Consider the following 26,486-nt stretch of genomic DNA (forward strand, 5'->3'; position numbering starts at 1 on the left):
TGGACCACTGCGACGCGCAGGTCCGGTCGACGGTGACCCGAGGTGCCGAACGATGGCATCCCCATGTACCGTAAGAGCCACGAGAGATGCCTGACGTCATCGGGGCCCGCCTTCGGGCTGCCCCGCATTCTGTGCGAGGGGGTCGAGCCATGGGGCGCGGCCGTGCTAAGGCCAAGCAGACGAAGGTGGCGCGGGAGTTGAAGTATCACTCCCCGAACACCGACCTAACCGCCTTGCAGCGCGAACTGGCGGGTAGTGGGAAGTCTGAGCACAACTTCGACGACGACTACAAAGAGTATGTCGACGACGATGACGAGGACCACGCGGACGACGACCCGGACACCTGGGCTCGTCCGACCCGCTGACCTCCGGTCACATCTGAGCACGCGGTAACCCCCGCGTGCTCACGCATGTGCTCTGCTGAGCCGGCGTACGACCGACGATCAGGGACCTGCCGTGCCGGGGTGCCGCCCCGACTCGCCGGCAGGTCCCTGATCGCGGAACCGAGCCCTCAGCGCGGCCGGTTGTTCCAGTTGTAGAACGTCGGGATGTTCTCGAAGTGGTTCCAGGCGCAGACCGCGTTGGCGCCGTCGCCGCCCGACACCTCCGCCCGCAGCAGCCGCGCCGCCTCCGCCTCACGGAGCAGAGCGGTAAGCCCCGCAGCGGCGTCCCGCACCCGGTCGGCCACTGCCCCCCGGTCGGTGTCACTGATGGTCTCGGGCATGCTCCAACACTCCCTCCAGTAGGCGGATCTTGCTGTTCCGGCAGTGCTCGGTCTCCGTACCGTCGAAACGCCCCAGCTCGAAGTAGCGGTTGGCGGCGTGCCCACCCCCACAGAAGCCGAAGTACGCGCAGGACGTCCGGCACGCCTCCACGCCGGTGAGGAACTCGCCCACCCAGGGCGTGCCGGCCGCGTCGGCGAGGATCTCGCCCAGCGGGGTGGTGAGCACGTTCCCGCTGGTGAAGTCGCCGTAGTGCGGGTCCGTGAAGCCGGCCAGCTCCGGCGAGAGCACCACCACCGAACCGTCGTGCCCGACCGTCGGGATCGGGTCGAGGCGGCGGGGCAGCAGGTCGTCGGCGGTGCCGGCCAGCACCGCGCCCGCGTACCGCAGCGACCACTCCACCTCGCGCAGGTGGATCCGGGGATCACGCCGCCAGGCCGCGACCAGCTCCGCCCAGAACCCGGTGACCGCGCCCGCGTCCCGGGCGTTGGTCCGGGTGTTGACGCCCTCGGTCTCCTCGATGTTGACGCCGAGCACGTCGCAGCCCAGGTCGAGGAAGTAGTCGTACAGCTCGGTCGCCAGGCCCGGCTCCGGCCGGGACACCACAGCCAGCGCCGAGAACGGCACGCCGTGGCGGCGCAGCGCCGCCACCCCGGCCACGATCCGGTCGTACGCGGGCCGCCCGCCCCGGGTGACCCGCTCGGCGTTGCGGGCCCGTGGCCCGTCCACGCTGACGCTGACCCGCACCCGGTGCTCGGCGAAGAACGCGCACCAGGCGTCGTCGATCAGCGTGGCGTTCGTCTGCACGTGGTGCTCGACGTCCGGCCCGAACGGCGCCAGCAGGGCGGCCAGATGCTCCCGGCCGGCCGCGAGCGGCTCGCCGCCGTGCCAGACCACGGAGAAGCGACCACCCGTCGCCCACGGGTTCACCGACGCCGCCACCGCCTCGGCGACGGCCACCGGCATCCGCCGATCGGCCGCCCGAAGCGGCAGGTAGCAGTAGGCGCAGTCGAGGTTGCACAGGGTGGTCGGCTGCATCACCACGTACGACGGGACGGCGGCGATACCCCGCATCCCTTCGGGCGCACGTGCGGCCATCAGCACCTCCCCCGCCTGCCTGAAAACCGAACCTCCAGGCTAGGCCGCGGCGACCGCTCGGGTGAACCCCCGATCAGGTGCCCGGCCGATCGGCGCAGGGTGATCAGCCCCGGGTGTGCTGCCCGACCATCTGCACGTTGCCGGACCCCTCGATGATCTCGCCCGCCTGCCAGGCGTCCACGCCCCGGCCGGTCAGGGTGGCCAGCGCGCGGTCGGCGTCCTCGGCGGAGACGATCGCGAACATGCCGACGCCCATGTTGAACGTCGCCTCCATCTCCGGGTCCTCGATCCGGCCCTTGGTCTGGATCAGATCGAAGATCGGCTGCGGCTTCCAGGTGGAGCGGTTGACCACGGCGTCGACGTGCTCCGGCAGCACCCGGACCAGGTTGCCGGGGATGCCGCCGCCGGTGACGTGGGCCAGCGCCCGCACCTCGGCCTCGGCGATCAGCTTGAGGCAGTCCTGCGCGTAGATCTTGGTCGGGGTGAGCAGCTCCTCGCCGAGCGTCCGCTGGCGGCCGAAGTCGTCGATCACCACGTCCAGCCGCATCCGGCCGGCGCCCAGCAGCACGTGCCGGACCAGGGAGTAGCCGTTGGAGTGCAGGCCGGAGGAGCGCATGGCGATCACCACGTCACCCACCTCCACCCGCTCCGGGGTGAGGATCTCGCTCTCCTCCACCACGCCGACGCCGGTGGCGGAGATGTCGTACTCGTCGGGGCGCAGCACGCCCGGGTGCTCGGCGGTCTCGCCACCCAGCAGCGCGCAGCCGGCGTACCGGCAGCCGTCCGCGATGCCCGCGCCGATCTCGGCGACCTTGTCCGGCACGACCTCGCCGGTGGCGATGTAGTCGAGCAGGAACAGCGGCTCGGCGCCGCAGGCGACCAGGTCGTCGACGACCATGGCGACCAGGTCGATGCCGACCGTGTCGTGGATGTCGAGCTGCTGCGCGATCACCAGCTTGGTGCCGACGCCGTCGGTCGAGGAGGCCAGGATCGGATTCTTGTACTTCTTCGTGTCCAGCCGGAACAAGCCGGCGAAGCCGCCCAGGTCACCCAGGACCTCCGGGCGCCGGGTCTCCTTGACCTTGGACTTGAGCAGCTCGACCGCGCGGTCGCCCGCCTCGATCGACACCCCGGCGTCGGCGTACGAGACCGAGCGTTTGCGCTGCGTCCGGCCGGACCCCGCCGACCAGGGCTGGCGGTCGCCGCCGGCGCCCGTCGGGCTGGATCCTGCGCCGCTGCGCTCGGACACGTGCGTCACGGTTCTCCCCTTTGTGGTTCCCGCGAGCCCGGAGCGGCCGGACCCGCGTCGGTGGTGCTACGGGTGGTGGGTCGGTGTGGCGACGAGCGGACCGGTCGGCCCGGCCGCCTCGGCGGCGACCCGGCGTCCCACTCCTTCGAGCACGTGCTTGCCGATCAGGTTCCCGGCCGGCAGTTCGATCGGATACTCCCCATCGAAGCACGCCCGGCAGAGCCGGCTCTTCGGCTGCTCGGTCGCGGCGATGAGACCGGGCAGCGATACGTACCCGAGCGTGTCGGCGCCGATCGAGCGCCGGATGCCCTCGTTGTCCAGCCCGTTGGCCAGCAGTTCGGCCCGGGTGGCGAAGTCGATGCCGTAGAAGCAGGGCCAGCTCACCGGCGGCGAGGAGATCCGGACATGGACCTCCAGGGCGCCCGCCTCGCGCAGCAACCGGACGATCGCCCGCTGGGTGGTGCCCCGGACGATCGAGTCGTCCACCACCACCAGGCGCTTGCCGCGTACGTTCTGCCGCAGCGGGTTCAGCTTCAGCCGGACGCCGAGCGCGCGCAGCGTCTGCGAGGGCTGGATGAAGGTGCGCCCCACGTACGGGTTCTTCATCAGGCCCTGGCCGTAGGTGATGCCTGATTCCTCGGCGTAGCCGATCGCGGCCGGCGTGCCGGACTCCGGCACCGGGATCACCAGGTCGGCCTCGACCGGGTGCTCCTTGGCGAGCTGACGGCCGATCTGCACCCGCGCGGCGTGCACGTTACGGCCGGCGATGGTGGCGTCCGGCCGGGCGATGTACACGTACTCGAAGAGGCAGCCCTTGGGCTCGGGCGCGGCGAACCGGCTGGAGCGCAGCCCGTTCTCGTCGATGGCGATCAGCTCGCCCGGCTCGACCTCGCGGACCACGCTCGCGCCGACGATGTCCAGCGCGGCGGTCTCGCTGGCCACCACCCAGCCGCGTTCGAGGCGGCCGAGCACCAGCGGGCGTACGCCGTGCGCGTCGCGCGCCGCGTAGAGCGTCGACTCGTCCATGAAAACGAAGCTGAACGCGCCGCGCAGTTGCGGCAGCACCTCCAGCGCCGCCGCCTCGACCGACAGGTCGGGCCGGCTGGCCAGCAGCATCGTCACCAGCGAGGTGTCGTTCGTCGAGCCGTCCGAGTCGAGCCCGCGCACTGCGGCCTCGCGCTGCAGCTCGGCGGTGTTGACCAGGTTGCCGTTGTGCGCCAGCGCGATGGTGGTGCCGGCGCTGGTGGCGCGGATCGTCGGCTGGGCGTTCTCCCAAGTCGAGCCGCCGGTGGTGGAGTAGCGCGCGTGCCCGATCGCGACGTGCCCGCGCAGGCTCGCCAGCGTCGGCTCGTCGAACACCTGGGCGACCAGGCCGAGATCCTTGTAGACCACGACGCCGGAACCGTCGCTCACTGCGATGCCCGCGGCCTCCTGGCCCCGGTGCTGGAGGGCGTAGAGCCCGAAGTAGGTGAGGTTGGCGACCTCTTCCCCGGGGGCCCAGACGCCGAAGACGCCGCACGCGTCCTGGGGGCCGGGTCGCTCGGGGTCAAGGTCGTGGCTCAGCCGGCCATCGCCTCGGGGCACCTGCCGCTCCCTCTTGGTGGGGTCTGGACTGGCCTGGCGGAGTCGGGGGTCAGCTCCGCACGCTATGGGCCGGGACCGTCGTCGGCTCTCAGTGTACGCGAACAGCAGTCGATACCGACAGTCACGGAGTCCCCGCTCAGGGTGAGTGCAGGTTGCGGCCGTCCGCCGGCTAAATCGGGAGGTACGCGGAAAGGTCGGCCCGGTTCCCCGACACCCGTACGCGACCGTCGGTGACCGCTCGCGCCCAGTCGAGGCGTCCGGTGGCGAGCGCCAGCCACGTCGGCGGGTCCATCTCCACCACGTTCGGCGGCGTGCCGCGGGTGTGTCGTGGACCACTCACGCACTGCACCGCACCGTAGGGTGGGACGCGCACCTCCACCGATCGGCCGGGGGCGCGATCCGTGAGGGCAGCCAAGAGGGTCCGGACCGCCTCCCGGAGGACCGGCCGTTCGGGCGTACGCCCCTCGTCCAGCACCGCCAGGGCGGCGAGTACCGCTTCGGAATAAGCGTGCGGAGAGGACACGACGGGACGATACGACCCGGCAGAACGCCGCCCTGCGGCGGCCCTGGGTAGAGATGATCCGGTCAGACAAGGCATAGTTGCCGACGGCGTTATTCGTACCGTGAGTGATCAACCTCGGCCGAGCGGCCGGCGGAGAGATCAGACCCGGAAGGCGGTGGACGTGTCAACACACCGACGTGCCTGGAAGCAGCGGGCCGGTGTGGTCGTAGCGCTGCTCTTCGGCGCCCTGCTCACCGTCCCCGCCACCCCCGCCCTGGCCGCACAGATCGTCACCGCGACTAACTCCGTGACGATCGAGGCCGGCCGAAGCAGCGCAGTCACGGTCACGGTTCGCCCGAACAACGGTGAGACCTCTGCCGATATCGACGTGCAGGACCTGCCCGACGGCGTCAACTGCGGAGGCTGCGGCCGGGTCGATTTCAACGGCGAGCAGGACCAGACGGTCACGCTGAACCTGTCGGCTGCCGCCAACGCTCCCGCCAATAACGCCTCAGCACGAATCACGGTGAGCGGCGGGGGCGCGCGTCCGCTCCGTGTCACCGTCAGGGCGGCCGCGCCGCCCACGCCGGACCAGCCGCAGACCGTCAAGACGGTGTCCGGCAAGGTGGTGAACGCCGACGGCGACCCGATCGAAGGCGCCCTCGTCATGCTGCGCGACAGCGCGGGCAAGGAGCGCCGTACCAACACCAGCGGCAACGGCAACTTCAGCTTCAGCGGCTCCGACTCCAACCCGATCGCGCCCGGCCGGATCGAGGTGGGTGCCTCGACCGACGGCGCCACCCCGGTCGCCAGGTCGATAAACGCCAGCGCCGGCCAGTCCGTGACCGGCGTCCGGCTCAGCATTCAGCTGCGGGCGTCGGCGAGCCCGAGCGCCACCCCGTCGGCGAGTGAGTCCGCCCCGCCGTCGGACGAGCCGCTCGAGGAGGACCCGGCCGACACCCCGGCCACCGACGCGCCGGCCGCCCAGGAGCCGACCGCGAACGAGGACTCCGGGGGCATGGGCTCCTGGCTGCTGATCCTGCTCGGCGGCCTGTTCGTCGCCGTCGGTGTGGGCACCATCGTGCTGCTCTACATGCGGCGCAAGAACGAGGGCGACGACGGTGACGGCGACGGCCCGGGTGGACCGGTCGGTCCGGGTGGCCCCGGCGGCGCCGCCGCGGCCGGCGCGATCCCCGCGGCCCGGGGCGCCTACCACGGCACCGACGACCAGACCCGCGTCGTGAACGGCATGGGCGCCGGACCGGCGGCGACGATGGTCGGCGGCCCGTCGATCAGCGACGCCCCCACCATGCTCCAGCGGCCGGTCGTGGACGACGTCCCGCCGGACCCGTACGGCGCACCGCCCGGACCGGCGTACGGCGTCGGCGCGGGACAGGCCGGGTACGGCTACGGCGACGACGCGCCTGGTCAGGGCGGCTACGGCGCCGGCAACGGCTACGGCGACGCGCCCGCCTCCGGCGGCGGATACGGCACCGCGCCCTCCTCGGGCGGCGGCTACGGCAACGGTCCGTCCTCCGGGGCCGGCTACGGCAGCCCGGACTACGCCGCCGGCGCTGCGGCCGGGGCGGCCGGATACGCGGCCCAGGGCGGCGGGTACGGCAACGAGCGCTTCGACGAGCCGACCGGCCGTTACACCGGCGACAGCACGCAGTACGCGCCGGCGGCCGACCCGTACCCGACCAGCACCTACCAGCCGGAGCAGGATCGCGGGTACGACCAGTCCGGCCCGGCCGGGTACGGCCGCGGCGCGGAGCAGGGTGACGGCTACCGCTCCGGCGGCGGGTACGGCGCCGCCTCGGGTGGCTACGACAACGCGCCCACCGGCGGCTACGACAGCGGCCGCCAGCAGGGCGGTTACGGCGACGCCCCGGCGGGCGGCTACGGCGGCGCCGGTGGCTACGGCGACGCCCCGGCCGGCGGGTACGGCGACGCGGGCTACGGCGGTGGCCGGGCCACCGGTGGATACGGCGACGCCCCGGCTGGTGGCTACGACAGCGCGCCCGCAGGCGGGTACGACGCCCCGGCCGGTGGCTACGACGCCGGCCGCCAGCAGGGCGGCTACGGCGACGCTCCGGCCGGTGGATACGACAGCCCGGCCGGTGGCTACGACGCCGGTCGCCAGCAGGGCGGCTACGACAACGCCCCGGCCGGTGGCGGCTACGGCAGCACCGGCGGATACGACGGCGGGCACCAGGCGGGCGGATACGGCCAGCAGGGCGGCGGATACGGCGACGGCTACGGCCAGTCCCCGCAGGGTGGCTACGGCCAGCAGGGTGGTTACGGCCAGGAGCCGCCGCAGCAGCGCGGTGGCGGCTACGACAACGCCTACCCCAACGACCCGGCGCAGGCCGGTCGCGCCCGCCCGGACGCGCAGGGGGACCGCGGCGGCCGGCGTCTCGACTGGCTGGACGACTGACAGGCACCAGCACGCATGACTGTGGCCGCCCGCGTTCGCGGGCGGCCACAGTCGTTGGTTGATACCCCGTCGAGCGGGTGGTGAAGCCGGTGAGTCAGGCGGCGGCGAAGTAGTCCTGGCGCAGCACCGGCACCACGTCGGAGACGCCGACCTCGGTCGCGACGTCGACGTCCTCGGCGAAGCCACCCTCGGCGAGTTCCCGGCCGGACACGCACCCCCGCACCGCCGCCGGCACATCAGGGGTGCTGGCGAGCGCGGCCAGCGCCATCGCTGCCTCCACCGAAAGTCCGCCGGGCACCCCGGCGAGCGCGTCGAGCACGCAGGCCGCGCCGAGCTGGTCCTCCACGCAGGGCCGCAGTGACCCGTCGGGCCAGCGCTCCCCGGCCGCCACCACACCCACGGGAGCGTCGGTCGAGCCGTACCCCTGGGTGCGGAGCCAGCGCCCGACGGCGCGCGCGTTGCGCAGGCAGGCCGCGACCACCGGCACTCCGGTGGCGCTCGCGGCGGCGCTGATCGCCGAGCCGTTCGGCGACGGCAGCACCAGGTCGGCGACGACGGGCGCGGCCCGCAGCGCCGCCGGGGAGAGCGACCACGGGTGCTCCGCTGTCGTCCTCCGGCGGCCCACCGCGGCTACGGCGCCGACCCGGCGGGCGTAGTCGGCGGCCTGCTCGCCCCACGGGAACGGGTGTACCCGCATGCCGCGGCTCACCGCCACCTCCACGGCGGTGGTGAACGACAGCACGTCCACCACCACCAGGGCGGCGCAGACCCGGCCGAGCTCCGCCGCCCCGGTCAGTCCCCAGTCGAAGCGGGCACCGGCGCCGGGCTGGGCGAAAACGGCCAAGGCCGGGGCCTCAGCGCCGGTCCGGCGCCGGCTCACCGGGAGCCGGGCCGTCGGACCCGTCGGCAGGCGCCGAAGCGTCCTGCGCCGGGGTCGCGTCGGCGGCCGGCGCGGTCTCGTCGGACGCGGCCGGAGCGGAGTCGGTGGCGGCCGGCGAGGCGTCCGTGCCCGTCTCGGCGATCGGCTCGGAGGCGACCTCGGCCGGGTCCACGTCGACCGGCTGCTCGGCGGTGGCCGGAAGCACGGTGGTGGTCCCGGTACGGGTCGCCGCCACCTCCACCCGCGCCGCCTCGGCCGCGCCGAACAGGCGCGGCAGCGTGCCGCTGTGCGCCTCGCGCAGCTCGTCCAGGCCGATCCGGAACTGGCCGTGCACCTCCAGCGCGCCGGAGGCCGGGTCGGTGACGCCGATGAACTCCCACGGCACGCCGCGCTCGGCGCAGAGGGCGGTGAACGCCTTCTCGTGCCCGCGCGGCACCGACACCAGCGCCCGGCCGGCGGACTCGCTGAACAGGAACACGAACGGCATCGAGCCACCGGCGAAGTGCTCCGGCACCACGACCCGGGCGCCGACACCGCGGCGCAGGGCCGACTCGACCAGGCTCTGCGCCAGGCCGCCGTCGGAGAGGTCGTGCGCCGAGCTGAGGTGACCGACGCGGGCCGCCTCGGCCAGCAGCTCGGCGAGCTGCCGCTCACGGGCCAGGTCGACCTGCGGCGGGATGCCGCCCAGGTGCTCGTGGGTCACCCAGGCCCACTCCGAGCCGGACAGCTCGACGTGCGTCTCGCCCAGCAGGAAGAGCTGGTCGTGGTCGCCGGCCGCGCGGGGCACGAAGCCCATCGGCACCCGGTTCGCCACGTCGTCGAGCACGCCGAGCACGCCGACCACCGGGGTCGGGTGGATGGCCGCCGCGCCGGTCTGGTTGTAGAAGCTGACGTTGCCGCCGGTCACCGGGATGCCCAGCTCCAGGCAGCCGTCCGCCAGGCCGCGTACGGCCTCGGCGAACTGCCACATCACGCCCGGGTCCTCCGGCGAGCCGAAGTTCAGGCAGTTGGTGACCGCGATCGGCTTCGCGCCGGTCACCGCCACGTTCCGGTACGCCTCGGCCAGCGCCAGCTTCGTCCCGTGGTACGGGTCGAGGCGGGCGTACCGGCCGTTGCCGTCGACGGAGAGCGCGACGCCGAGGCCGCTGCGCTCGTCGATCCGGATCACGCCGGAGTCCTCCGGCTGGGCGAGCACGGTGTTGCCGAGCACGTAGCGGTCGTACTGCTCGGTGACCCAGGTCTTGTCGGCCAGGTTGGGCGACGCGATCATGCGCAGCACGGTCTCCCGGAGCGCCTCCGGGGTGTTCGGCCGGGGCAGCGTCTCGGCGCGGTCGGCCTGGAGCAGGATCAGGTCGGCCGGCTCGCGCATCGGCCGGGCGTAGACCGGGCCGTCGTCGACGAGCGAGCCCGGCGGCACGTCCACCACGAGCTGGTCACGCCAGGTGACGACCAGGCGGCCCGGCTGGCCGTCCGGGGACGGCGCGGTGACCTCGCCGATGGCGGTGGCCCAGACGCCCCACTTCTCGGCGGTCTTGAGGACCGCGTCGAGCTTGTCCGGCGAGACGACGAGCAGCATCCGCTCCTGGGACTCGCTGGCCAGGATCTCGTGCGGCTCCATCGACGGCTCGCGCAGCGGCACCCGCTCCAGCCACACCCGCATGCCGGTGCCGGCGGAGGCGGCGGTCTCGGTGAGCGCGCAGGTCAGGCCGGCGCCGCCGAGGTCCTGGATGCCGACGACCAGTTCGGCGTCGTACAGCTCCAGGCACGCCTCGATCAGTAGCTTCTCCATGAACGGGTCGCCGACCTGCACGGACGGGCGGCGCTGCTCGCTGCCCTCGTCGAAGGTGGCGCTGGCCAGCACCGACACGCCGCCGATGCCGTCGCGGCCGGTCTTGGCGCCCATCAGGACCACGATGTTGCCGGGGCCGGTGGCGTCCTTCTTCTGCAGCCGGTCGACCGGCAGCACGCCCAGGCAGAGCGCGTTGACCAGCGGGTTGCCCTGGTAGCAGGGGTCGAAGACGACCTCGCCGCCGATGTTGGGCAGGCCGAGGCAGTTGCCGTAGCCGCCGACGCCGGCGACCACGCCGGGCAGCACCCGGGCGGTGTCCGGGTGGTCGGCCGCGCCGAAGCGCAGCGGGTCCATCACGGCGACCGGGCGCGCGCCCATGGCGAGGATGTCGCGGACGATGCCGCCGACGCCGGTCGCCGCGCCCTGGTACGGCTCGACGAAGCTCGGGTGGTTGTGCGACTCGACCTTGAAGGTCACCGCCAGCTCGTCGGAGACCTGGACCACGCCGGCGTTCTCCCCGATGCCGGCGAGCAGCCGGTCGCTCGGCGGGGCCTTCTCGCCGAACTGGCGCAGGTGCACCTTGCTCGACTTGTAGGAGCAGTGCTCGCTCCACATGATCGAGTACATGGCCAGCTCGGCCTGGGTGGGCCGGCGGCCGAGGATGTGCCGGATCCGGTCGTACTCGTCGTCGCGGAGGCCCAGCTCGGCGTACGGCTGAAGCTCTTCCGGCGTCTCGGCGGCCCGGGGGACGGTGTCCACGCCCGGCGCCCACTCGTCGGTCGGGCCGCCCTGCGGCTCCCGCAGGGCCGGGTCCGGATGGGTGGTCATGACGTCTCCTTGTTGCGCTCGCCGCCCGTGCGGCGGGTGAGCCGACCGATGATCACGGCCACCATCACGCCGGCGCTCCCACCAGGTGCTTGAGCACCGAGGTGAAGAAGCCGAGGCCGTCCAGGGACGGGCCGGTGAGCGCCTCCACCGCGTGCTCGGGGTGCGGCATGATGCCGACCACGTTGCCGGCCTCGTTGGTGATCGCGGCGATGTCGCGCAGCGATCCGTTGGGGTTGCCGCCGACGTAGCGGGCGACGACGCGGCCCTCGCCCTCCAGCCGGTCGAGCGTCGCGGCGTCCGCGACGTAGCAGCCCTCGCCGTTCTTGACCGGGACGAGCACCTCCTGGCCCGGCTGGAACGCGTTGGTCCAGGCGGTGCCGGTGGCCTCGATCCGCAGGACCTGGTCCCGGTTGCGGAAGTGCAGGTGCTGGTTGCGGGTGAGCGCGCCGGGCAGCAGGTGCGCCTCGCAGAGGATCTGGAAGCCGTTGCAGATGCCGAGGACCGGCAGGCCACCTCGCGCGGCCTGGACGATCGTCTCCATCACCGGGGCGAACCGGGCGATGGCGCCGCAGCGCAGGTAGTCACCGTAGGAGAAGCCGCCGGGCAGGACGACGGCGTCCACCCCGTGCAGGTCCGGGTCGCCGTGCCAGAGCCGGACCGCCTCGGCGCCGGCGATCCGCACGGCGCGGGCCGCGTCCCCGTCGTCGAGCGAGCCGGGGAAGGTCACCACACCGACCCGGGCGGTCACGACTGCGCGCCCGCGGTCTCGTCGGTGTTTACCACGCGGACGGTGAAGTCCTCGATGACCGGGTTGGCCAGCAACTTGTCGGCGATCTCGCGGGCCCGGTCCAGGTCCGGTTCGCCGGTGAACTCGATCTCGATCCGCCTGCCGATCCGAACCGAGGCGACGTCGCTGACGCCGAGCCGGGGCAGCGCGTTCGCGACGGCCTGGCCCTGCGGATCGAGGATCTCGGGCTTGAGCATGACGTCGACTACGACGCGAGGCACGGGGCACTCCTGACTGTGTACGCAGTTGGGTGCCGGCCCACTATCGGGCGAGCGCAGCCAGCCTACCTGGCAGATACCGCCCGGCCCGAACCGGCCGGGGGCAGTTCCGGCAGTGCCGGGCGGGACCGGCGACGCCGGCCGGGCACCGTTGCCCGTTCGTTGCTGCGTCGATGCGAATTCGTTGCGCTCGGTGCCTGTGGGTGACCCTCCGCACCCCCTTCTACCAGGCATTCTGCTGCGAAACGCCCCAGCTTGGACAGGTATCCGACAGCACGTCGACGCGACACGCGGCGGACGTCACGCCATCGGCGTTTTTCGATTCATCTCTTGTGACACCGCGAGGCACGCCCGTAGCATGCATCGTCAGATGTCGATGCGCCCGATCGACGTCTCTCGCCGGCTCCCCCGTCCGGCGGGTGTCATTCTGCCCGGCAACCCCGGGCGTCGCGCAGAAGGAGCCCCGACATGCGCCTCCGTCCCCTGCTCGCCGTGCTGACCACCGCGCTGGCCGGTGTCCTGGCCACCGCCTCCGGCGCCGCCGCCGCGCCGGCCGGCCCGCAGCCGATCATCGGTGGCGGCACCGTCTCGTCCGCGCCCTGGGCCGCCGCCGTCTTCAGCAACGGCTCGTTCACCTGCTCCGGCAGCGTGATCGCGCCCCAGTGGGTGCTCACCGCCCGGCACTGCGTCAGCGGCACCATGTCCGTGCGGGTCGGCAGCGTCTACTACGCCTCGGGTGGCGTCACCCGCACCGTGAGCGCCTCCTACACCCGCTACGACCTGGCCCTGCTGCGCCTGTCCAGCACGGTGAGCACCTCCGCCGTCTCGCTCGCCAGCAGCAACCCGCCGGTCGGCTCCACGAACACCATCTACGGCTGGGGCATGACCTGCTACAGCGGTTGCGGCGCGTCGCCCCAGCTCAAGACCGCGAGCGTGCGGGTGACCAGCACCAGCGTCACCGACGCGTACGGCGGCCAGGCGATCCGGAGCACCCGGGTCAACGGCAACGCCTGGCGGGGCGACTCGGGTGGCCCGCAGTTCTACAACGGCCAGCAGGTCGGCGTGGCCTCCACCGCCGACGGCCAGAGCATCCAGAACTACGGCAGTGTCGCGTACAACCGGTCCTGGATCGCCTCGACGGCCGGTGTCTGACGGTTGATGCCGATGCGGCGCGGATCGGCCGGGAGCAGCCCGGCCGTCCGCGCCGCGTCGTTTTTCAGCATGCGATCAGCTGAACACGGCTCCCGAACCACCCGGCCGGGGGCTGACAGCATCGGAAACGTGCTGGTCGTGACGACGGATCAACTGCCTGGCTACGAGATCCGCCAGATCCTCGGCGAAGTGGTCTCGTCGATGGCGAGGACCCGCAACCCGTACCGCGAGGGGGTCAAGAACCTGCGCGGTGGCGCATACGACCCGCTGGCGCCGGACAACCTGACCCGGTGGCGTACCGACTCGGTGGCCCGGCTCGGCGAGGAGGCCCGCCGCCTCGGCGCGAACGCGGTGATCGGCATGCGCTTCGACAGCCGCGACTGCGGCGAGATGTGGATGGAGATCTGCGCGTACGGCACGGCGGTGATCGTCGCGCCCAAGATGCCGGACGTCATGCCGCCGGACCAGCCGGCGATCGCGGCCGAGACCGCCCACGACCCGGAGATCGCCTCCGCCCCGGGCGGCATCGCCGAACCGGCCAGCGCCCCCAACCTGAGTTCCGCAGCCGAAACCCCCACCGGCCCCTGACCCCTCGCTTTGCGGCGTCGATCATGAAGTTGACGGCAGGAATGATCTCCCTGAGTGCCGCCAACTTCATGATCGCCGGGGAAAGGGCCTGGGTCAGAGGATGGGGGGCGGGGTGTAGGCCGCGGCCTGGGGGTGGGACTGCACTACCCCGGTGATTCGTGCGGTCACGCGGTTGACCTGGTCGGCGGCGGCGCCAACGAAGGCGTTGCGGTCGGCCACCAGGGTGTCGATCTCGGCCCGGGTCAGGCCCAGCCGGCCGTCGGCTGCCAGGCGGTCGAACAGGTCGTTCTCCGCCGCGCCCTTCTCCCGCATGGCCAGCGCCACGGCGACCGCGTGCTCCTTGATCACCTCGTGCGCGACCTCCCGGCCGACACCCCGGCGTACGGCTGCCACCAGGATCTTCGTAGTGGCGAGGAACGGCAGGAAGCGCTCCAGCTCCCGGTTGATCACCGCTGGGTACGGACCGAACTCGTCCAGCACGGTGAGGAACGTCTGGAACAGCCCGTCGGCAGCGAAGAACGCATCAGGCAGCGCCACCCGGCGTACCACCGAGCAGGAGACGTCCCCCTCGTTCCACTGGTCACCGGCCAGCTCACCGACCATCGACAGGTAACCCCTGATGATCACCGCGAAGCCGTTCACCCGCTCCGACGAGCGCGTGTTCATCTTGTGCGGCATGGCGCTGGACCCGACCTGGCCCGGCTTGAAGCCCTCGGTGACCAGCTCCTGGCCCACCATCAGCCGGATCGTGGTGGCCAGCGACGACGGCGCGGCGGCCACCTGGGCCAGCGCGGAGAGCACGTCGAAGTCCAGCGAACGCGGGTAGACCTGGCCGACGCTGTCCAGCACCCGGCTGAAGCCCAGGTGCCCGGCCACCCGCTGCTCCAGCTCGGCCACCTTCCCGGCGTCGCCGTCGAACAGGTCGAGCTGGTCGGCGGCGGTGCCCACCGGCCCCTTGATCCCCCGCAGCGGGTAGCGGCCGATCAGGTCCTCCAGCCGCTCGTACGCGATCAGCAGCTCCTCCGCGGCGGACGCGAAGCGCTTGCCGAGCGTGGTGGCCTGCGCGGCGACGTTGTGCGACCGGCCGGTCATCACCAGCGCCGAGTACTCGCCCGCGTGCCAGCCCAGCCGGGCCAGCGTGGCGACCACCCGGTCCCGGATCAGCTCCAGCGAGGCGCGGATCTGGAGCTGCTCGACGTTCTCGGTGAGGTCCCGGGAGGTCATCCCCTTGTGCACGTGCTCGTGCCCGGCGAGCGCGCTGAACTCCTCGATCCGGGCCTTCACGTCGTGCCGGGTGACCCGCTCCCGCGCCGCGATCGAGGCCAGGTCGACGTCGTCGACCACCCGCTCGTACGCCTCGACCACGCCGTCCGGCACCGGCACGCCGAGATCACGCTGGGCCTTGAGCACCGCCAGCCAGAGCCGGCGCTCCATCCGGACCTTCTCCTCCGGCGACCAGAGGGCGACCAGTTCGGGCGAGGCGTACCGGTTGGCGAGCACGTTCGGGATCGTCGTCACGGCCCTCATTCTCGCGTACGGGCTCGCGCCGCCACCGGTCGGCCCGCTGGTGGTCGACGCCCGGGGCCGGTCCGGACCCGGGCGTCGACCTTCTCCGGATCAGGGCAACAGGTTGATCAGATCGGGATGCGCGGCAAGCGCCGTGACCTGCTCCAGAGTGAGCGGCGGGGTCGCGCCACCCTTGACGCCCTTCGGCCAGCGACGCCCGAAGTCTCCGTCCGTCGGCATGTCCGAGGCGCCTCCGGTGTTGGGCCGGTTGTCGATCACCACCTCGACCGTGCCGCGGTCGGGTCGCTGGACGAACACGCTGTAGACCACCGACCCGGCCGGACGGGAGACGATCGTGACGACCCGGTTCCCGTCCGGGCGGGTCGACTCGGTGCACTCGCCGTCATGCGCGTGCGCCCGGTGCGTCGCGGGCGGGAGCGCCCCGACCGTGGCGCAGCTCAGCACCAGCGCCGCGCGGCGCTCCACGATGATCTCCCCGTCGCCGGCCAGCCCGCCTCGCTGCACCATGAAGTTGTACGACAGGAGAGTCGCGCCGTTGGGCCCGTCGCCCCCTCCGCGGAAGGGCAGCAGATAGATCATTCCGTCCGGCGAGACGGCGTCGAGCGCGCCGGTGGCTGCCGCCGACGCTGCGCCGTCGTAGTCCCACCTGAGCGGGCTGTAGACCTGGCTGGTGGCGGTTCCCGCCGGGGGCCGTGGGGCCAGGACGAGCGACGGCTCCCTAGCCATCTCGATCGTCTGTTCCATCGAGAGCGCCGGCTTGTCCTGCGTGAGATAGAGGCGGACCAGCGTGCCGTCCGGGCGGAGCGACTCGATCAGGTAGCTGTTGTTTCCCACCGGCCGTGCCGAGCCGGGGCGCGAGCCGAAGTCGGAGAGCATCCGCCGGGCCCGCAGGCGCTCGCCACCAGGGAACTCGGTTACCGTGCAGTGACGGGCGGCGAGCGCGGCGGTCGGGCAGGGCGGGGCGACCGACCAGGCTGCCTGTCCGTCGCGCACCAGCCGTAGCGTGACCTGCGCGGCCCGGTTCCCGACCCGGAACGTGGCGGCATCCATCATCGGTGCGTCGACGCTCAGCCAGCCCTTGGGCTCGAACCCGACCGGGGTCGGGCTGCTCTCGCCGCCCCACTTGGTCAGCCAGGTGAAGTCGGGTGCCTGCCGGCGCAGGGCGCTGGTCAGAGCAGCGTCGAGACGCGCCGCGTCCGCGGCGGTGCCCGCGACAGTGGTGACGGTCGACGTGGCCGCCGGTGTGGGGGACGGCATAGGCGCGAGAGCGACGGCGCGATCCACCACCACCGCGATCAGCTGACCGACGGCGATCGGGAGATTGTCCTCGGCGGTGACGGTCCGAACGTTCAGGCGTAGCAACGTGCCGTCCCGGCGCAGCGCCGCCGCGTCAGCGGTCTCCATTCGGCTCGGCATCTCATCCTGGAACCGCGGCGGCACCTCCTGCTCCGAGACCGACCGCCGATACCTGATCTTCTCCCCGTCCGGACCCGTCTGCTCGCCGCATTCGACGGCGTTCTTGGAGCAGGCATGAGCCGCCTCGGCCTGCCAGCGCTTCGCGCCCTCCCGGGTTATCTCCAGGTCTGCGATCAGATCCACGCCGTCCACCCGGACGCTGCCGGTCCCCCAATAACCGACGCCGCCGGGCCGGCCCACAGCCTGGGAAGCCCAGTTGGGGGTGTCGATGACGGGTGCGTCCTTCCTCGCCCAGGACAGGCGCGGCACCGCGCGGGTCAACGCCGCGATCACCGCGGCGTCGATCAGGTCCAGGTCCTGATCGCTGCCGGGAATCGTCGTGACGGCCGGTGCCGGCTTGGCCGGCTGGGCGTGCGGCTTGCCGATGAGCGTCGTGGTGCCGACCAGCACTGCCGCCACCACCGCGGCGACAGCCGTCATGCCGCCCCCGATCCGCAGCCGCCGGGCCCGGCGCTGTCCGCTGATCACCCGGTCGACATCCACCGTGGAGACCGGCGGCTCGCCGATCAGGTCGTCGAACAACTGTCGGTACGTCATGACAGCTCCCCTCGGGTCGACGGGATGCCGCCCAGCAGCAGGCGCAACGCCTCCAGGCCGCGTGCGGACTGGCTCTTCACAGTGCCGGTACTGATACCCATGACGTCGGCGGTCTCCTCCACCGACAGGTCGCAGTAGTAGCGGAGCACCAGCACGGCGCGCCGCCGGGGCGGCAGCTGGCCGAGCAGGGCGAGCAGCATGTCGCGTTCGGCGAGCGTGGGCTCCGGCAGGATCATGTCGGCGGTCTCCGGCACCGTGTCGGTGCTGTGCTCGCGCCGCCAGGGCCGCCGCCGCTCGTCCAGCCAGGCGTTTGTGAGCATTCCGCGCACGTACGCGTCGATGTTCTCCGCCGCGCGGACTCGGCGCCAGTGCCGGTAGAGCTTGCCGATCGTGATGGAGACCAGGTCGTCGGCGGTGTGCCACTCGCGGCAGAGGAGGTACGCGGTGCGGCGCAACGACTCCAGCCGGGCGGTGACGAACTGCCGGTACTCGTCTTCCTCGGCCCGGTTCACGTCCCGGAGCCTCTCGTACGCCTCATGCCCAGGTGACGCGGCCGAGCCGCCGTCGGGTTGCTCGGGGCGCCGGGAACGTGGAGCAGGGCTGCGGCCGGGACCGCAGCCCTGCCGGAGGCTGTCAGCGCTCCAGGATGGCTGTCACGCCCTGCCCACCGGCCGCGCAGATGGAGATCAGGCCGCGCCCGCTCCCCTTCTGATCAAGCAGCTTGGCGAGCGTGGCGACGATCCGGCCGCCGGTGGCGGCGAACGGGTGGCCGGCCGCCAGCGAGGAGCCGTTGACGTTCAGCTTCTCCCGGTCGATCGAGCCGAGCGGCGCGTCCAGGCCGAGGCGCTCCTTGCAGAACTCCGGCGACTCCCACGCGGCGAGCGTGGCCAGCACCTGCGAGGCGAACGCCTCGTGGATCTCGTAGAAGTCGAAGTCCTGGAGGCTGAGCCCGGCCCGGGCCAGCATCCGGGGCACCGCGTACGTGGGGGCCATCAGCAGCCCCTCGTCGCCGTGCACGAAGTCGACGGCGGCGGTCTCGGACCAGGAGAACCAGGCGAGCACCGGCAGGTTGTGCGCCTTGGCCCACTCCTCGGACGCGAGCAGGACGGTCGACGCGCCGTCGGTGAGCGGCGAGGAGTTGCCGGCGGTCATGGTGGCCCGCTCGGCGTCCGCGCCGGAGGCGCCGAAGACCGGCTTGAGCGAGCCGAGCTTCTCCAGGCTGGTGTCCGGGCGCAGGTTCTGGTCGCGGGTCAGCCCCAGGTAGGGGGTCATCAGGTCGTCGAAGAACCCCTTGTCGTACGCGGCGGCGAGCCGCTGGTGCGAGCGCAGCGCGAGTTCGTCCTGCGCGGTCCGGTCGACGTTCCAGCGCAGCGCCGTGCGGGCCGCGTGCTCACCCATGGACAGTCCGGTACGCGGCTCGGCGTTGCGCGGGATCTCCGGCTTGAACGGCTGGTGCGGGCGCAGCTTCGCCGCGATCTTGAGCCGTTCGCCGAGCGTACGGGCGGAGTTGAGCTGAAGCAGGGTGCGCCGCATGTCCTCGTTGACGGCGAGTGGCGCGTCCGAGGTGGTGTCGACGCCACCGGCGATGCCGACCTCGATCTGCCCGAGGGCGATCTTGTTGGCGACCAGGATGGCGGCTTCCAGTCCGGTGCCGCATGCCTGCTGGATGTCGTACGCGGGGGTGTGCGGGTCGAGCCGGGAGCCGAGCACCACCTCACGGGTGAGGTTGAAGTCGCGGGAGTGCTTGAGCACCGCGCCGGCCACCACTTCGCCGACCCGCTCGCCGGCCAGCCCGAACCGGGCGACCAGCCCGTCGAGCGCCGCGCCGAGCATGTCGGCGTTCGACGCGTGCGCGTAGCGCGAGTTGGACCGGGCGAAGGGGATGCGGTTGCCCCCGATGACCGCGACCCGCCGGACACTCTGCACGATCGGCCTCCCTCGAAACTGTTGCCCGAACCCTACTCGCCAGTAGGCTACGCCTATGACCGACAGGTACGCGAGCTTCGTCCAGACGGGGGCCGGTCGCGCGCTGGTCAAGCGCCTCGGGCTGCCCGATCCGCCTCGACTGCGCCGGCACACGCCGGGCGACCCGCTCGTTCCCGGGCCGGTCCTGCTCGGCTCCTCGACCGGCGGCCGGATCGCCGACCAGGCCGGCAAGATCCTGACCGCCGCCGGGGTCGAGCTGGCCGATCCGGTCGCCGCCCACGACGCCGACCGCCGCTTCGCGGCCCTGGTGTACGACGCCAGCGGCATCACCGACTCCACCGGGCTGCGCCAGCTGTACGACTTCTTCCACCCGCAGGCCCGCTCGCTGGTGCCGAGCGGCCGGGTGATCGTGCTGGGCACGCCGCCGGCCGAGTGCGGCTCCCCTCGGGAGGCTACCGCCCAGCGCGCGCTGGAGGGCCTGACCCGCAGCATCGGCAAGGAGTTCGGCCGGGGCGTCACGGCCCAACTGGTCTACGTGACACGCGAGGGTGACGCCGGTACCCCGGTGAGCCTGGAGTCCACGCTCCGGTTCCTGCTCTCCGGCCGGTCCGCGTACGTCTCAGGCCAGGTGATTCGGGTCGGCGCCGGCACCGCCGTCGCGCCGGCCGACTGGGACCGGCCGCTCGACGGGCAGGTGGTGCTGGTGACCGGCGCGGCCCGGGGCATCGGCGCGGCGCTGGCGAAGGTGCTGGCCCGCGACGGCGCCCAGGTGGTGGCGCTGGACATCCCCGCGGCCGGGGACGAGCTGGCCGCCGTCGCCAACGACATCGGCGGCAGCGCGGTGCAGCTCGACCTGACCGCGCCGGATGCGCCGACCCGGCTGGCGGAGCACCTGGCGTCCCGGCACGGGCGGGTCGACGTGGTGGTGCACAACGCGGGCATCACCCGGGACAAGACGCTGGGCCGGATGGACGCCGACCGGTGGGACTCGGTGATCGACGTGAACCTGTCCAGCCAGGAGCGGATCAACGACGTACTGCTGGAACGCGACCTGATCCCGGCCGGCGGCCGGATCGTCTCGGTCTCGTCGATCGCCGGGATCGCCGGCAACCGGGGGCAGACCAACTACGCGACCAGCAAGGCCGGCGTGATCGGCCTGGTCGACTCGCTCTCCCCGGTGCTGCGCGAGCGCGGGATCAGCCTGAACGCGGTGGCGCCGGGCTTCATCGAGACGCGGCTGACCGCGCGTATCCCGTTGACCATCCGCGAGGCGGGACGGCGGATGAACAGCATGGCCCAGGGCGGCCTGCCGGTGGACGTGGCCGAGACGATCGGCTGGCTCTCCTGGCCGGCGAGCGGCGCGGTCAGCGGCAACGTGGTCCGGGTCTGCGGCCAGAGCCTCCTGGGGGCGTGATGGCACCCCGTGACCACGAGGACGACGACCTGACCCTGCACGACCTGATCGAGGGCCCCACCCGCGACCTCACGGCCGCCCGAGCCGCCGCCCTGGCCCGCACCAACGCCGCCCGCCCCACCTCCGACGATCATGAAGTTGACGGCACTTCTGGAGATCCACAAGGCAGCCAACCTCATGATCGACGGGGTGAAGGAGCGGTGGGGCGGCGGCGGGTGGAGTTGGACGGGCTGCCTGCCAGTGGGGCGCTTTATCGGCGGGCGCTACTCGGGGTCGTTCCGGGGGTTGGGGGGCGGCGCGGGGCTGACGTGCCGGGGCTGGAACTCGCCGTTGGCGGGGTCTCTGTGGATCAGCGGCACCTGGCGGACTACGACCGGGTGTGCGGGTTCCGGCTGACCGACCGGCTGCCGGCGACGTACCTGCACGTGCTCGGGTTTCCGCTGTCGCTGCGGCTGATGACGAGCCCGGGCTTCCCCATCCCGCTCACCGGTGTGGTGCACGTGGCCAACCGGATCACCGTGCGCCGGCCGGTCGAGGTCGGCGAGCGCGTCGACTTCCACACGTACGCGGAGAACCTGCGCCCACACGAGCGGGGCCGCCAGCTCGACGTGGTGCTTGTCGGCTCGATCGGCGGCGAGGAGGTGTGGCGCGGCGTGTCCACGTACCTCGGGAAGGAGCGCGCGTCCGGCGGCGGCCCGCCGCGCGACCGGGCTGACCGCCCGGAACCGCCGGCCTTCTCCGCGCAGTGGCGGGTGATGCCCCGCGTGGGTACTGACTACGCGCGCGTCTCCGGCGACCACAACCCGATCCACACCTCGAAGCTGGGCGCGCGGCTGTTCGGTTTCCCGCGCCCGATCGCGCACGGCATGTGGAGCAAGGCCCGATGCCTGGCCGCGCTGGAACCCCGGCTACCGGAGGCGTACACGGTGGACGTGGCGTTCAAGCTGCCGGTGCCGCTGCCGTCGACTGTGGCGTTCAGCGCCTCGCCGAACGGCGCGGGCTGGGACTTCGCGCTGCACAGCGCCCGGGACGGGAGGCCGCACCTGACCGGTTCGGTGCGCTGAGGAAAAGAGGGGACTTGCCGTCCCCTCTTTTCGGCGCTAAGTTGTTCTCAGAGTGAGTTGTTCTCAACCTGAGAGAGTGAGTGACCGTGAACGAGCAGGACTTCCTCGCCGGGTACGACCCGCGGGACTACCCGGCGGTCGCGGTCACCGTCGACGTGGTCGCGCTGACCATCCGCGAGGGCGCGCTGCACCTGCTGCTGATCCGCCGCGGCGCGCCGCCCTTCGCGGGGCACTGGGCGCTGCCCGGCGGCTTCGTCCAGCCGGACGAGGACCTGACCGCCGGTGCCCGGCGCGAGCTGGCCGAGGAGACCGGCCTCGGCGGTGAGCGGCTGCGCCGGGTGCACCTGGAACAGCTCGGCAGCTACGGCGCGCCGGACCGCGACCCGCGCATGCGGGTGGTCTCGGTCGCGCACCTGGCGTTCGCCCCCGACCTGCCCGACCCGGTCGCCGACACCGACGCCGACGAGGCGATCTGGCTGCCGGTCACCGCGCTGACCAGCCGGCAGCTCGCCTTCGACCACGGCCGGATCATCGACGACGGCTTGGAGCGCGCCCGTTCCAAGCTGGAGTACACGCCGCTGGCCACCCGCTTCCTCGCCCCCGAGTTCACGATCACCGAGCTGCGGGAGGTCTACGAGACGGTCTGGGGGCACCCGCTGCACGCCGGCAACTTCCACCGCAAGGTGCTCTCGGTGCCCGGCTTCGTGGAGAGCACCGGCGCCAGCACCGAGCGCGGCGGCGCGCGCGGCGGCCCCCGGGCCAAGCTCTACCGCGCCGGAGACGCCCGGCTGCTGCACCCGGCGCTGCTGCGCCCCGCCCGGGAGGAGACGGTGCGGTGAGGACCGAAGAGGCGATCCGGCTGGTCACTGCCGCGCGTACCGACGCCGACCTGTTCGGCGCCGACGAGCCGGCCCGCCGCTACCGCGAGCTGGTCGGCGCGCTGCACCCCGACCGGCTGGGCGCGGCCGACCCCGGCGTACGCGCCGCCGCCGCCGAAGCACTCGTCACCGTCACCACCCGGTGGCGCACCCCGGCCCCCGCGTACACCGGCGACGTCGCCACCCTGCACGAACGCAAGGAAGGGCCCCCTGTTAACGCCTCCGGTAGAGGAGGGGCCCCTTCTTATCACCTGGCCAAGGTGGCCCGGCACCCCGGCGACAACGACCTGATGGCCCGCGAGGCGCGCGCGTTGCGCCGCATCGCCGAGCGCGGCGACGCCAGACACCTCGCGTACGTGCCGAAGCTGGTCGACTCCTACCCGGCGCGTGACCCGTCGACCGGCGTGCAGCGGCACGTCAACGAGCTGGTGACCGTACCCGGGCTGCGCAGCCTTGACGACGTGCGCCGCGCGTACCCGGACGGGCTGGACCCGCGCGACGCGGCCTGGATGTGGCGGCGGCTGCTCGTGGCGCTCGGCCTGGCCCACCGCGCGGGCGTGGTGCACGGCGCGGTGCTGCCCCGGCACGTGCTGATCGAGCCGGACGCGCACGGCCTGGTGCTCGTCGACTGGTGCTTCTCGGCCGAGCCGGGCGGGCTCGTGCCGGCGCTGGTGCCCGGCCACGAGGACTGGTATCCGCCGGAGGTCGCCGCGAAGCGGCAGTGCGGCCCCGGCACCGACATCGCGATGGCCGCCCGCTGCATGACCTGGCTGATGGGCGACCGCGCGCCCCGCGAGCTGCGCGCCTTCGCCGACGGCTGCCAGGGCGCCGCGCTCGCCACCCGGCCCGACGACGCCTGGCGGCTGCTGCGCGAACTGGACGAGGTGCTGCACCGGCTGTACGGGCCGCGCACCTTCCGACCCTTCACCCTCAACCCGTAGGGAGGCTGCCATGGGCAGTGGAATCTGGTCCACCGACGTGTACGACGCCGCCGACCGCTACCGGCGCCGCACCGGCAAGAGCGCGTTCTCGTACAGCGACAGCGGCGCGCGCAAGGTGCACCCGGCGCTCGACCCGCGCGACGCGCTGCGGGAGAGCCGCGACTCCGCCGAGCACCCGCAGTCGACGCCGATCGCCGTGCTGTTCGACGTCACCGGCTCGATGGGGCACGTGCCCCGGGTGCTGCAGAGCAAGCTGCCGCAGCTGCTCGGCCTGCTGCTGCGCCAGGGGTACGCGAGCGACCCGCAGATCATGTTCGGCGCGATCGGCGACGCCACCTGCGACCGGGTGCCGTTGCAGATCGGGCAGTTCGAGTCCGACAACCGGATGGACGACGACCTCGGCCGGATCGTGCTGGAGGGCGGCGGAGGCGGCCAGATGATGGAGTCGTACGAGCTGGCGCTGTACTTCATGGCCCGGCACACGGCCACCGACAGCTGGGACAAGCGCGGCCGGCGCGGCTACCTGTTCATCATCGGCGACGAGCTGGCGTACGCGGGGGTGAAGCGCGCGGAGGTGGCCCGGCTGATCGGCGACGACCTGAGCGAGGACGTGCCGGTCCGGCAGATCGTGGACGAGGTGACCGCGCGCTGGGACACCTACTACCTGCTGCCCGCCGGCAGCCACTACGCGGGCAACCGCAAGGTGCTGGACTTCTGGCGCGGCCTGCTCGGGCAGAACGCGGTCGAGCTGGACGACCTGGACGCGGTCTGCGAGACGATCGCGCTCACCGTCGGGCTCGGCGAGCAGGCCATCGACCTGGACGCCGGGCTGCGCGACCTGGACCGGGCCGGCTCCACCGCCACCCGGACCGTCTCGAAGGCGCTCGCCCGGCTCGGCTCCGGCCGCCGCGCGGTGGCGACGCTGCCGTTCAGCCCGGCCGACGGCGGAAGCGGGGTCACCCGGCTGTGAACCACGTGATGGTGGTCGACCTCGGCTACGGCGACGCCGGCAAGGGCACAGTGGTGGACCTGCTCTGCGCCACCCGGCAGGTGCACACGGTGGTCCGGTTCAACGGGGGCGCGCAGGCGGCGCACAACGTCGTCCTGCGCGACGGGCGGCACCACACGTTCGCGCAGTTCGGCGCCGGGACGTTCCGTCCGGGCGTACGGACGCACCTGGCGCGGCACGTGGTGGTGGACCCGCTGGCGCTGGCAGCCGAGGCCGACCACCTCGCGTCGGTCGGCGTACCAGACGCGCTCGACCGTCTGACTGTGGACGGGGAGGCGCTGCTCGCCACCCCGTACCACCGGGCCGCCAACCGCGCCCGGGAGATCGCCCGGGGAGCCGACCGGCACGGCTCCTGCGGGCTCGGGGTGGGCGAGGCGGTCGCGTACGGCCTCGCCCACCCCGACGAGGCACCCCGGGTGGCGGACTGCCGCCGCCCGGCGGTGCTGCGCCGGCGGCTGACCGCGCTGCGGGACCGGCTCACCGCCGAGCTGGGCCCGCTGGACGCGCCGCCGGTCCAGGACTGCCTGCCCGCGTACGCGGCCTTCGCGCGCCGGGTGGCGATCGTCGACCGGACCTGGCTGGCATCCGCGCTGCGCGAGGGCACCTGCGTGTTCGAGGGCGCGCAGGGGGTGCTGCTGGACGAGTGGCACGGCTTCCACCCGTACACGACGTGGAGCACCACGACGTTCGCCAACGCCGAGACGCTGCTCGCCGAGGCGGGCCTGGCCGGGACCGCGCAGCGGCTCGGCGTGCTGCGCACGACCACCACGCGGCACGGTCCCGGGCCGCTGGTCACCGAGGACGCGACGCTGCCGTTCACCGACCGGCACAACGGGACGAACCCCTGGCAGGGCCGGTTCCGGTTCGGGCACTTCGACGCGGTCGCCCACCGGTACGCGCTGGAGGTCGCCGGCGGGGTGGACGGGCTGGCGCTGACCCACCTCGACCTGGCCGGGTCCGAGCTGCGGATCTGCCGCCGGTACGAGGGCCTGGACCGGCTCGTCCCCGGCCCGGCCGGTGACCTGGACCGGCAGGCGGCGCTCACCGGGCGGCTGATGCGGGCCCGGCCGGTGCTGGACTCGGCGCCCGCCGACTGGGCGGGGGCGGTCTCGGAGGCGCTGGGGGCGCCGGTGGTGCTCACGTCGCGCGGGCCCACGGCCGAGGAGAAGGAAGGGCCCCTTGTTAACGCCTTTTGTATGGGAAGGGCCCCTGCTTAACACCGCACCACCGAGCATGGGTGCATGGGGGACGCGCTCGACCTGCTGCACCACACGGTGACCTCACCGTGGGTGTACCTGGTGATCATCGCGGTCACCGCCGTCGACGCGTTCTTCCCGGCGGTGCCCGGCGAGACCGTGGTGATCACGGCCGGGGTCTTCGCGGCGGGCGGCGAGCCGGACCTGGCGCTGGTGATCGTGACCGCCGCGTTCGGCGCGCTCGTCGGCGATCACGTCTCCTACGCGATCGGGCGCGGCGGCGGCGCGCACCGGCTGGCCCGCTTCCCGGCGGACAGCCGGCGGCGGGCCGGCTCCGAGTGGGCCCGCCGGGCCGTCGACAGGCGCGGCGGGATGATCCTGACCACCGCCCGGTACGTCCCCGGCGGCCGCACCGCCGTCACGCTGACCATGGGTGCGGTCCGCTATCCGGTGCGGATGTTCCTGCTGTACGACGCGCTGGCCTGCGCGACCTGGGGGATCTACTGCACGCTGCTCGGCTACTTCGGCGGCCTGGCGTTCGAGCACAACCCCGTCTCCGGGCTCCTCGCCGGGGTCGCCATCTCGCTCGCGGTCACCGGGCTGTTCGAGGCCGCCCGCTGGGGCCGGCGGCGGGCACACCGGCGAGCCGCCGCGCGCCGCGACTGTTAAAAAGGGGCCCTTCCA

General features: G+C 72.9%; 23 protein-coding genes and 1 pseudogene. 11 read left to right on the top strand and 13 right to left on the bottom strand.

Annotation, left to right across the window (positions count from 1 at the left end; all coding sequences use genetic code 11):
* Positions 1–149: 149 nt before the first annotated feature.
* Positions 150–365, top strand: coding sequence for a DUF3073 domain-containing protein (locus O7542_RS24990; RefSeq protein WP_013283429.1), 216 nt, complete (start codon positions 150–152; stop codon positions 363–365).
* 146 nt (positions 366–511) lie between these two features.
* On the opposite strand, the gene amcA is transcribed toward O7542_RS24990, so the two are convergent.
* The 5 genes from amcA to O7542_RS25015 all read right to left on the bottom strand — a co-directional run bounded on the left by amcA (position 512) and on the right by O7542_RS25015 (position 5,176).
* The gene (amcA, locus tag O7542_RS24995) at positions 512–724 is read right to left on the bottom strand and encodes a multiple cyclophane-containing RiPP AmcA (RefSeq protein ID WP_030500600.1); all 213 of its coding nucleotides are present in this window, start codon (positions 722–724) and stop codon (positions 512–514) included.
* On the bottom strand, positions 705–1,796 hold the full coding sequence (gene amcB, locus O7542_RS25000) for a cyclophane-forming radical SAM peptide maturase AmcB (RefSeq protein WP_176722793.1): 1,092 nt from the start codon (positions 1,794–1,796) through the stop codon (positions 705–707). Before amcB ends, amcA begins: the two co-directional genes overlap by 20 nt.
* A gap of 127 nt (positions 1,797–1,923) precedes the next feature.
* Entirely contained in the window at positions 1,924–3,078 is a 1,155-nt protein-coding gene (gene purM / locus O7542_RS25005) for a phosphoribosylformylglycinamidine cyclo-ligase (protein ID WP_043327537.1), read from the bottom strand.
* A 57-nt stretch (positions 3,079–3,135) separates the two neighbouring features.
* Positions 3,136–4,653, bottom strand: coding sequence for an amidophosphoribosyltransferase (gene purF, locus O7542_RS25010; RefSeq protein WP_030500597.1), 1,518 nt, complete (start codon positions 4,651–4,653; stop codon positions 3,136–3,138).
* A 169-nt stretch (positions 4,654–4,822) separates the two neighbouring features.
* Positions 4,823–5,176: a sterol carrier family protein gene (locus O7542_RS25015; RefSeq protein WP_281605284.1), complete on the bottom strand. Its 354-nt coding sequence runs from the start codon at positions 5,174–5,176 to the stop codon at positions 4,823–4,825.
* 160 nt (positions 5,177–5,336) lie between these two features.
* On the opposite strand from O7542_RS25015, the gene O7542_RS25020 reads away from it, so the two are divergent.
* A complete protein-coding gene (locus O7542_RS25020) occupies positions 5,337–7,592 on the top strand; it encodes a carboxypeptidase-like regulatory domain-containing protein (protein WP_281605285.1) in 2,256 nt (751 codons plus the stop codon).
* 94 nt (positions 7,593–7,686) lie between these two features.
* Here O7542_RS25020 and O7542_RS25025 read toward each other — a convergent pair whose 3' ends face one another.
* The 4 genes and pseudogenes from O7542_RS25025 to purS form a co-directional block, all read right to left on the bottom strand.
* Positions 7,687–8,436, bottom strand: coding sequence for a 2-phosphosulfolactate phosphatase (locus O7542_RS25025; protein WP_064448462.1), 750 nt, complete (start codon positions 8,434–8,436; stop codon positions 7,687–7,689).
* A 10-nt stretch (positions 8,437–8,446) separates the two neighbouring features.
* Positions 8,447–11,023: pseudogene (gene purL / locus O7542_RS25030) on the bottom strand (phosphoribosylformylglycinamidine synthase subunit PurL); the annotation flags it as partial.
* Between the two features lie 130 nt (positions 11,024–11,153).
* Positions 11,154–11,837 carry a phosphoribosylformylglycinamidine synthase subunit PurQ gene (gene purQ, locus O7542_RS25035; RefSeq protein ID WP_043327540.1) on the bottom strand — a complete coding sequence of 228 codons (684 nt, stop codon included), beginning with the start codon at positions 11,835–11,837 and terminating at the stop codon, positions 11,154–11,156.
* Complete coding sequence (gene purS / locus O7542_RS25040; RefSeq protein ID WP_043327541.1) at positions 11,834–12,097, bottom strand: phosphoribosylformylglycinamidine synthase subunit PurS; 264 nt, start codon at positions 12,095–12,097, stop codon at positions 11,834–11,836. Before purS ends, purQ begins: the two co-directional genes overlap by 4 nt.
* Positions 12,098–12,562: 465 nt before the next feature.
* Here purS and O7542_RS25045 point away from each other — a divergent pair, with 465 nt between their 5' ends.
* The gene (locus tag O7542_RS25045) at positions 12,563–13,246 is read left to right on the top strand and encodes a trypsin-like serine protease (protein ID WP_043327542.1); all 684 of its coding nucleotides are present in this window, start codon (positions 12,563–12,565) and stop codon (positions 13,244–13,246) included.
* Between the two features lie 12 nt (positions 13,247–13,258).
* The gene (locus O7542_RS25050) at positions 13,259–13,834 is read left to right on the top strand and encodes a YbjQ family protein (protein ID WP_176722791.1); all 576 of its coding nucleotides are present in this window, start codon (positions 13,259–13,261) and stop codon (positions 13,832–13,834) included.
* A gap of 93 nt (positions 13,835–13,927) precedes the next feature.
* Here O7542_RS25050 and purB read toward each other — a convergent pair whose 3' ends face one another.
* The 4 genes from purB to O7542_RS25070 all read right to left on the bottom strand — a co-directional run bounded on the left by purB (position 13,928) and on the right by O7542_RS25070 (position 19,300).
* Positions 13,928–15,352 (bottom strand): adenylosuccinate lyase, encoded by a 1,425-nt coding sequence (gene purB / locus O7542_RS25055; protein ID WP_281605287.1) that lies wholly within the window; start codon positions 15,350–15,352, stop codon positions 13,928–13,930.
* 99 nt (positions 15,353–15,451) lie between these two features.
* Entirely contained in the window at positions 15,452–17,374 is a 1,923-nt protein-coding gene (locus O7542_RS25060; protein ID WP_281605288.1) for a hypothetical protein, read from the bottom strand.
* Positions 17,371–17,886, bottom strand: a complete 516-nt coding sequence (locus O7542_RS25065; protein ID WP_043327545.1) for a SigE family RNA polymerase sigma factor — start codon at positions 17,884–17,886, stop codon at positions 17,371–17,373. The genes O7542_RS25060 and O7542_RS25065 overlap by 4 nt, the downstream gene beginning before the upstream one ends.
* 121 nt (positions 17,887–18,007) lie before the next feature.
* Positions 18,008–19,300: an acetyl-CoA C-acetyltransferase gene (locus O7542_RS25070; RefSeq protein ID WP_069088131.1), complete on the bottom strand. Its 1,293-nt coding sequence runs from the start codon at positions 19,298–19,300 to the stop codon at positions 18,008–18,010.
* A gap of 55 nt (positions 19,301–19,355) precedes the next feature.
* Between O7542_RS25070 and O7542_RS25075 the strand changes: the two genes are divergently transcribed.
* From O7542_RS25075 to O7542_RS25105, 7 genes are all read left to right on the top strand, one after another.
* Positions 19,356–20,714 (top strand): 3-oxoacyl-ACP reductase, encoded by a 1,359-nt coding sequence (locus O7542_RS25075; RefSeq protein ID WP_281605289.1) that lies wholly within the window; start codon positions 19,356–19,358, stop codon positions 20,712–20,714.
* Positions 20,714–21,778 carry a MaoC/PaaZ C-terminal domain-containing protein gene (locus tag O7542_RS25080; RefSeq protein ID WP_281606505.1) on the top strand — a complete coding sequence of 355 codons (1,065 nt, stop codon included), beginning with the start codon at positions 20,714–20,716 and terminating at the stop codon, positions 21,776–21,778. Before O7542_RS25075 ends, O7542_RS25080 begins: the two co-directional genes overlap by 1 nt.
* Positions 21,779–21,858: 80 nt before the next feature.
* Positions 21,859–22,617: an NUDIX domain-containing protein gene (locus O7542_RS25085; RefSeq protein ID WP_176722790.1), complete on the top strand. Its 759-nt coding sequence runs from the start codon at positions 21,859–21,861 to the stop codon at positions 22,615–22,617.
* Entirely contained in the window at positions 22,614–23,597 is a 984-nt protein-coding gene (locus O7542_RS25090) for a serine/threonine protein kinase (protein ID WP_187692865.1), read from the top strand. The genes O7542_RS25085 and O7542_RS25090 overlap by 4 nt, the downstream gene beginning before the upstream one ends.
* Before the next feature lie 10 nt (positions 23,598–23,607).
* Positions 23,608–24,567 carry a hypothetical protein gene (locus O7542_RS25095; protein WP_064448329.1) on the top strand — a complete coding sequence of 320 codons (960 nt, stop codon included), beginning with the start codon at positions 23,608–23,610 and terminating at the stop codon, positions 24,565–24,567.
* Positions 24,564–25,823: an adenylosuccinate synthetase gene (locus tag O7542_RS25100; RefSeq protein ID WP_281605290.1), complete on the top strand. Its 1,260-nt coding sequence runs from the start codon at positions 24,564–24,566 to the stop codon at positions 25,821–25,823. The genes O7542_RS25095 and O7542_RS25100 overlap by 4 nt, the downstream gene beginning before the upstream one ends.
* 24 nt (positions 25,824–25,847) lie before the next feature.
* Complete coding sequence (locus O7542_RS25105; protein ID WP_043327550.1) at positions 25,848–26,471, top strand: DedA family protein; 624 nt, start codon at positions 25,848–25,850, stop codon at positions 26,469–26,471.
* The last annotated feature ends 15 nt before the right edge of the window (positions 26,472–26,486 follow it).

This window comes from Micromonospora sp. WMMC264, assembly GCF_027497275.1.
In the GTDB taxonomy this organism is placed as follows: Bacteria; Actinomycetota; Actinomycetes; order Mycobacteriales; family Micromonosporaceae; genus Micromonospora; species Micromonospora chalcea.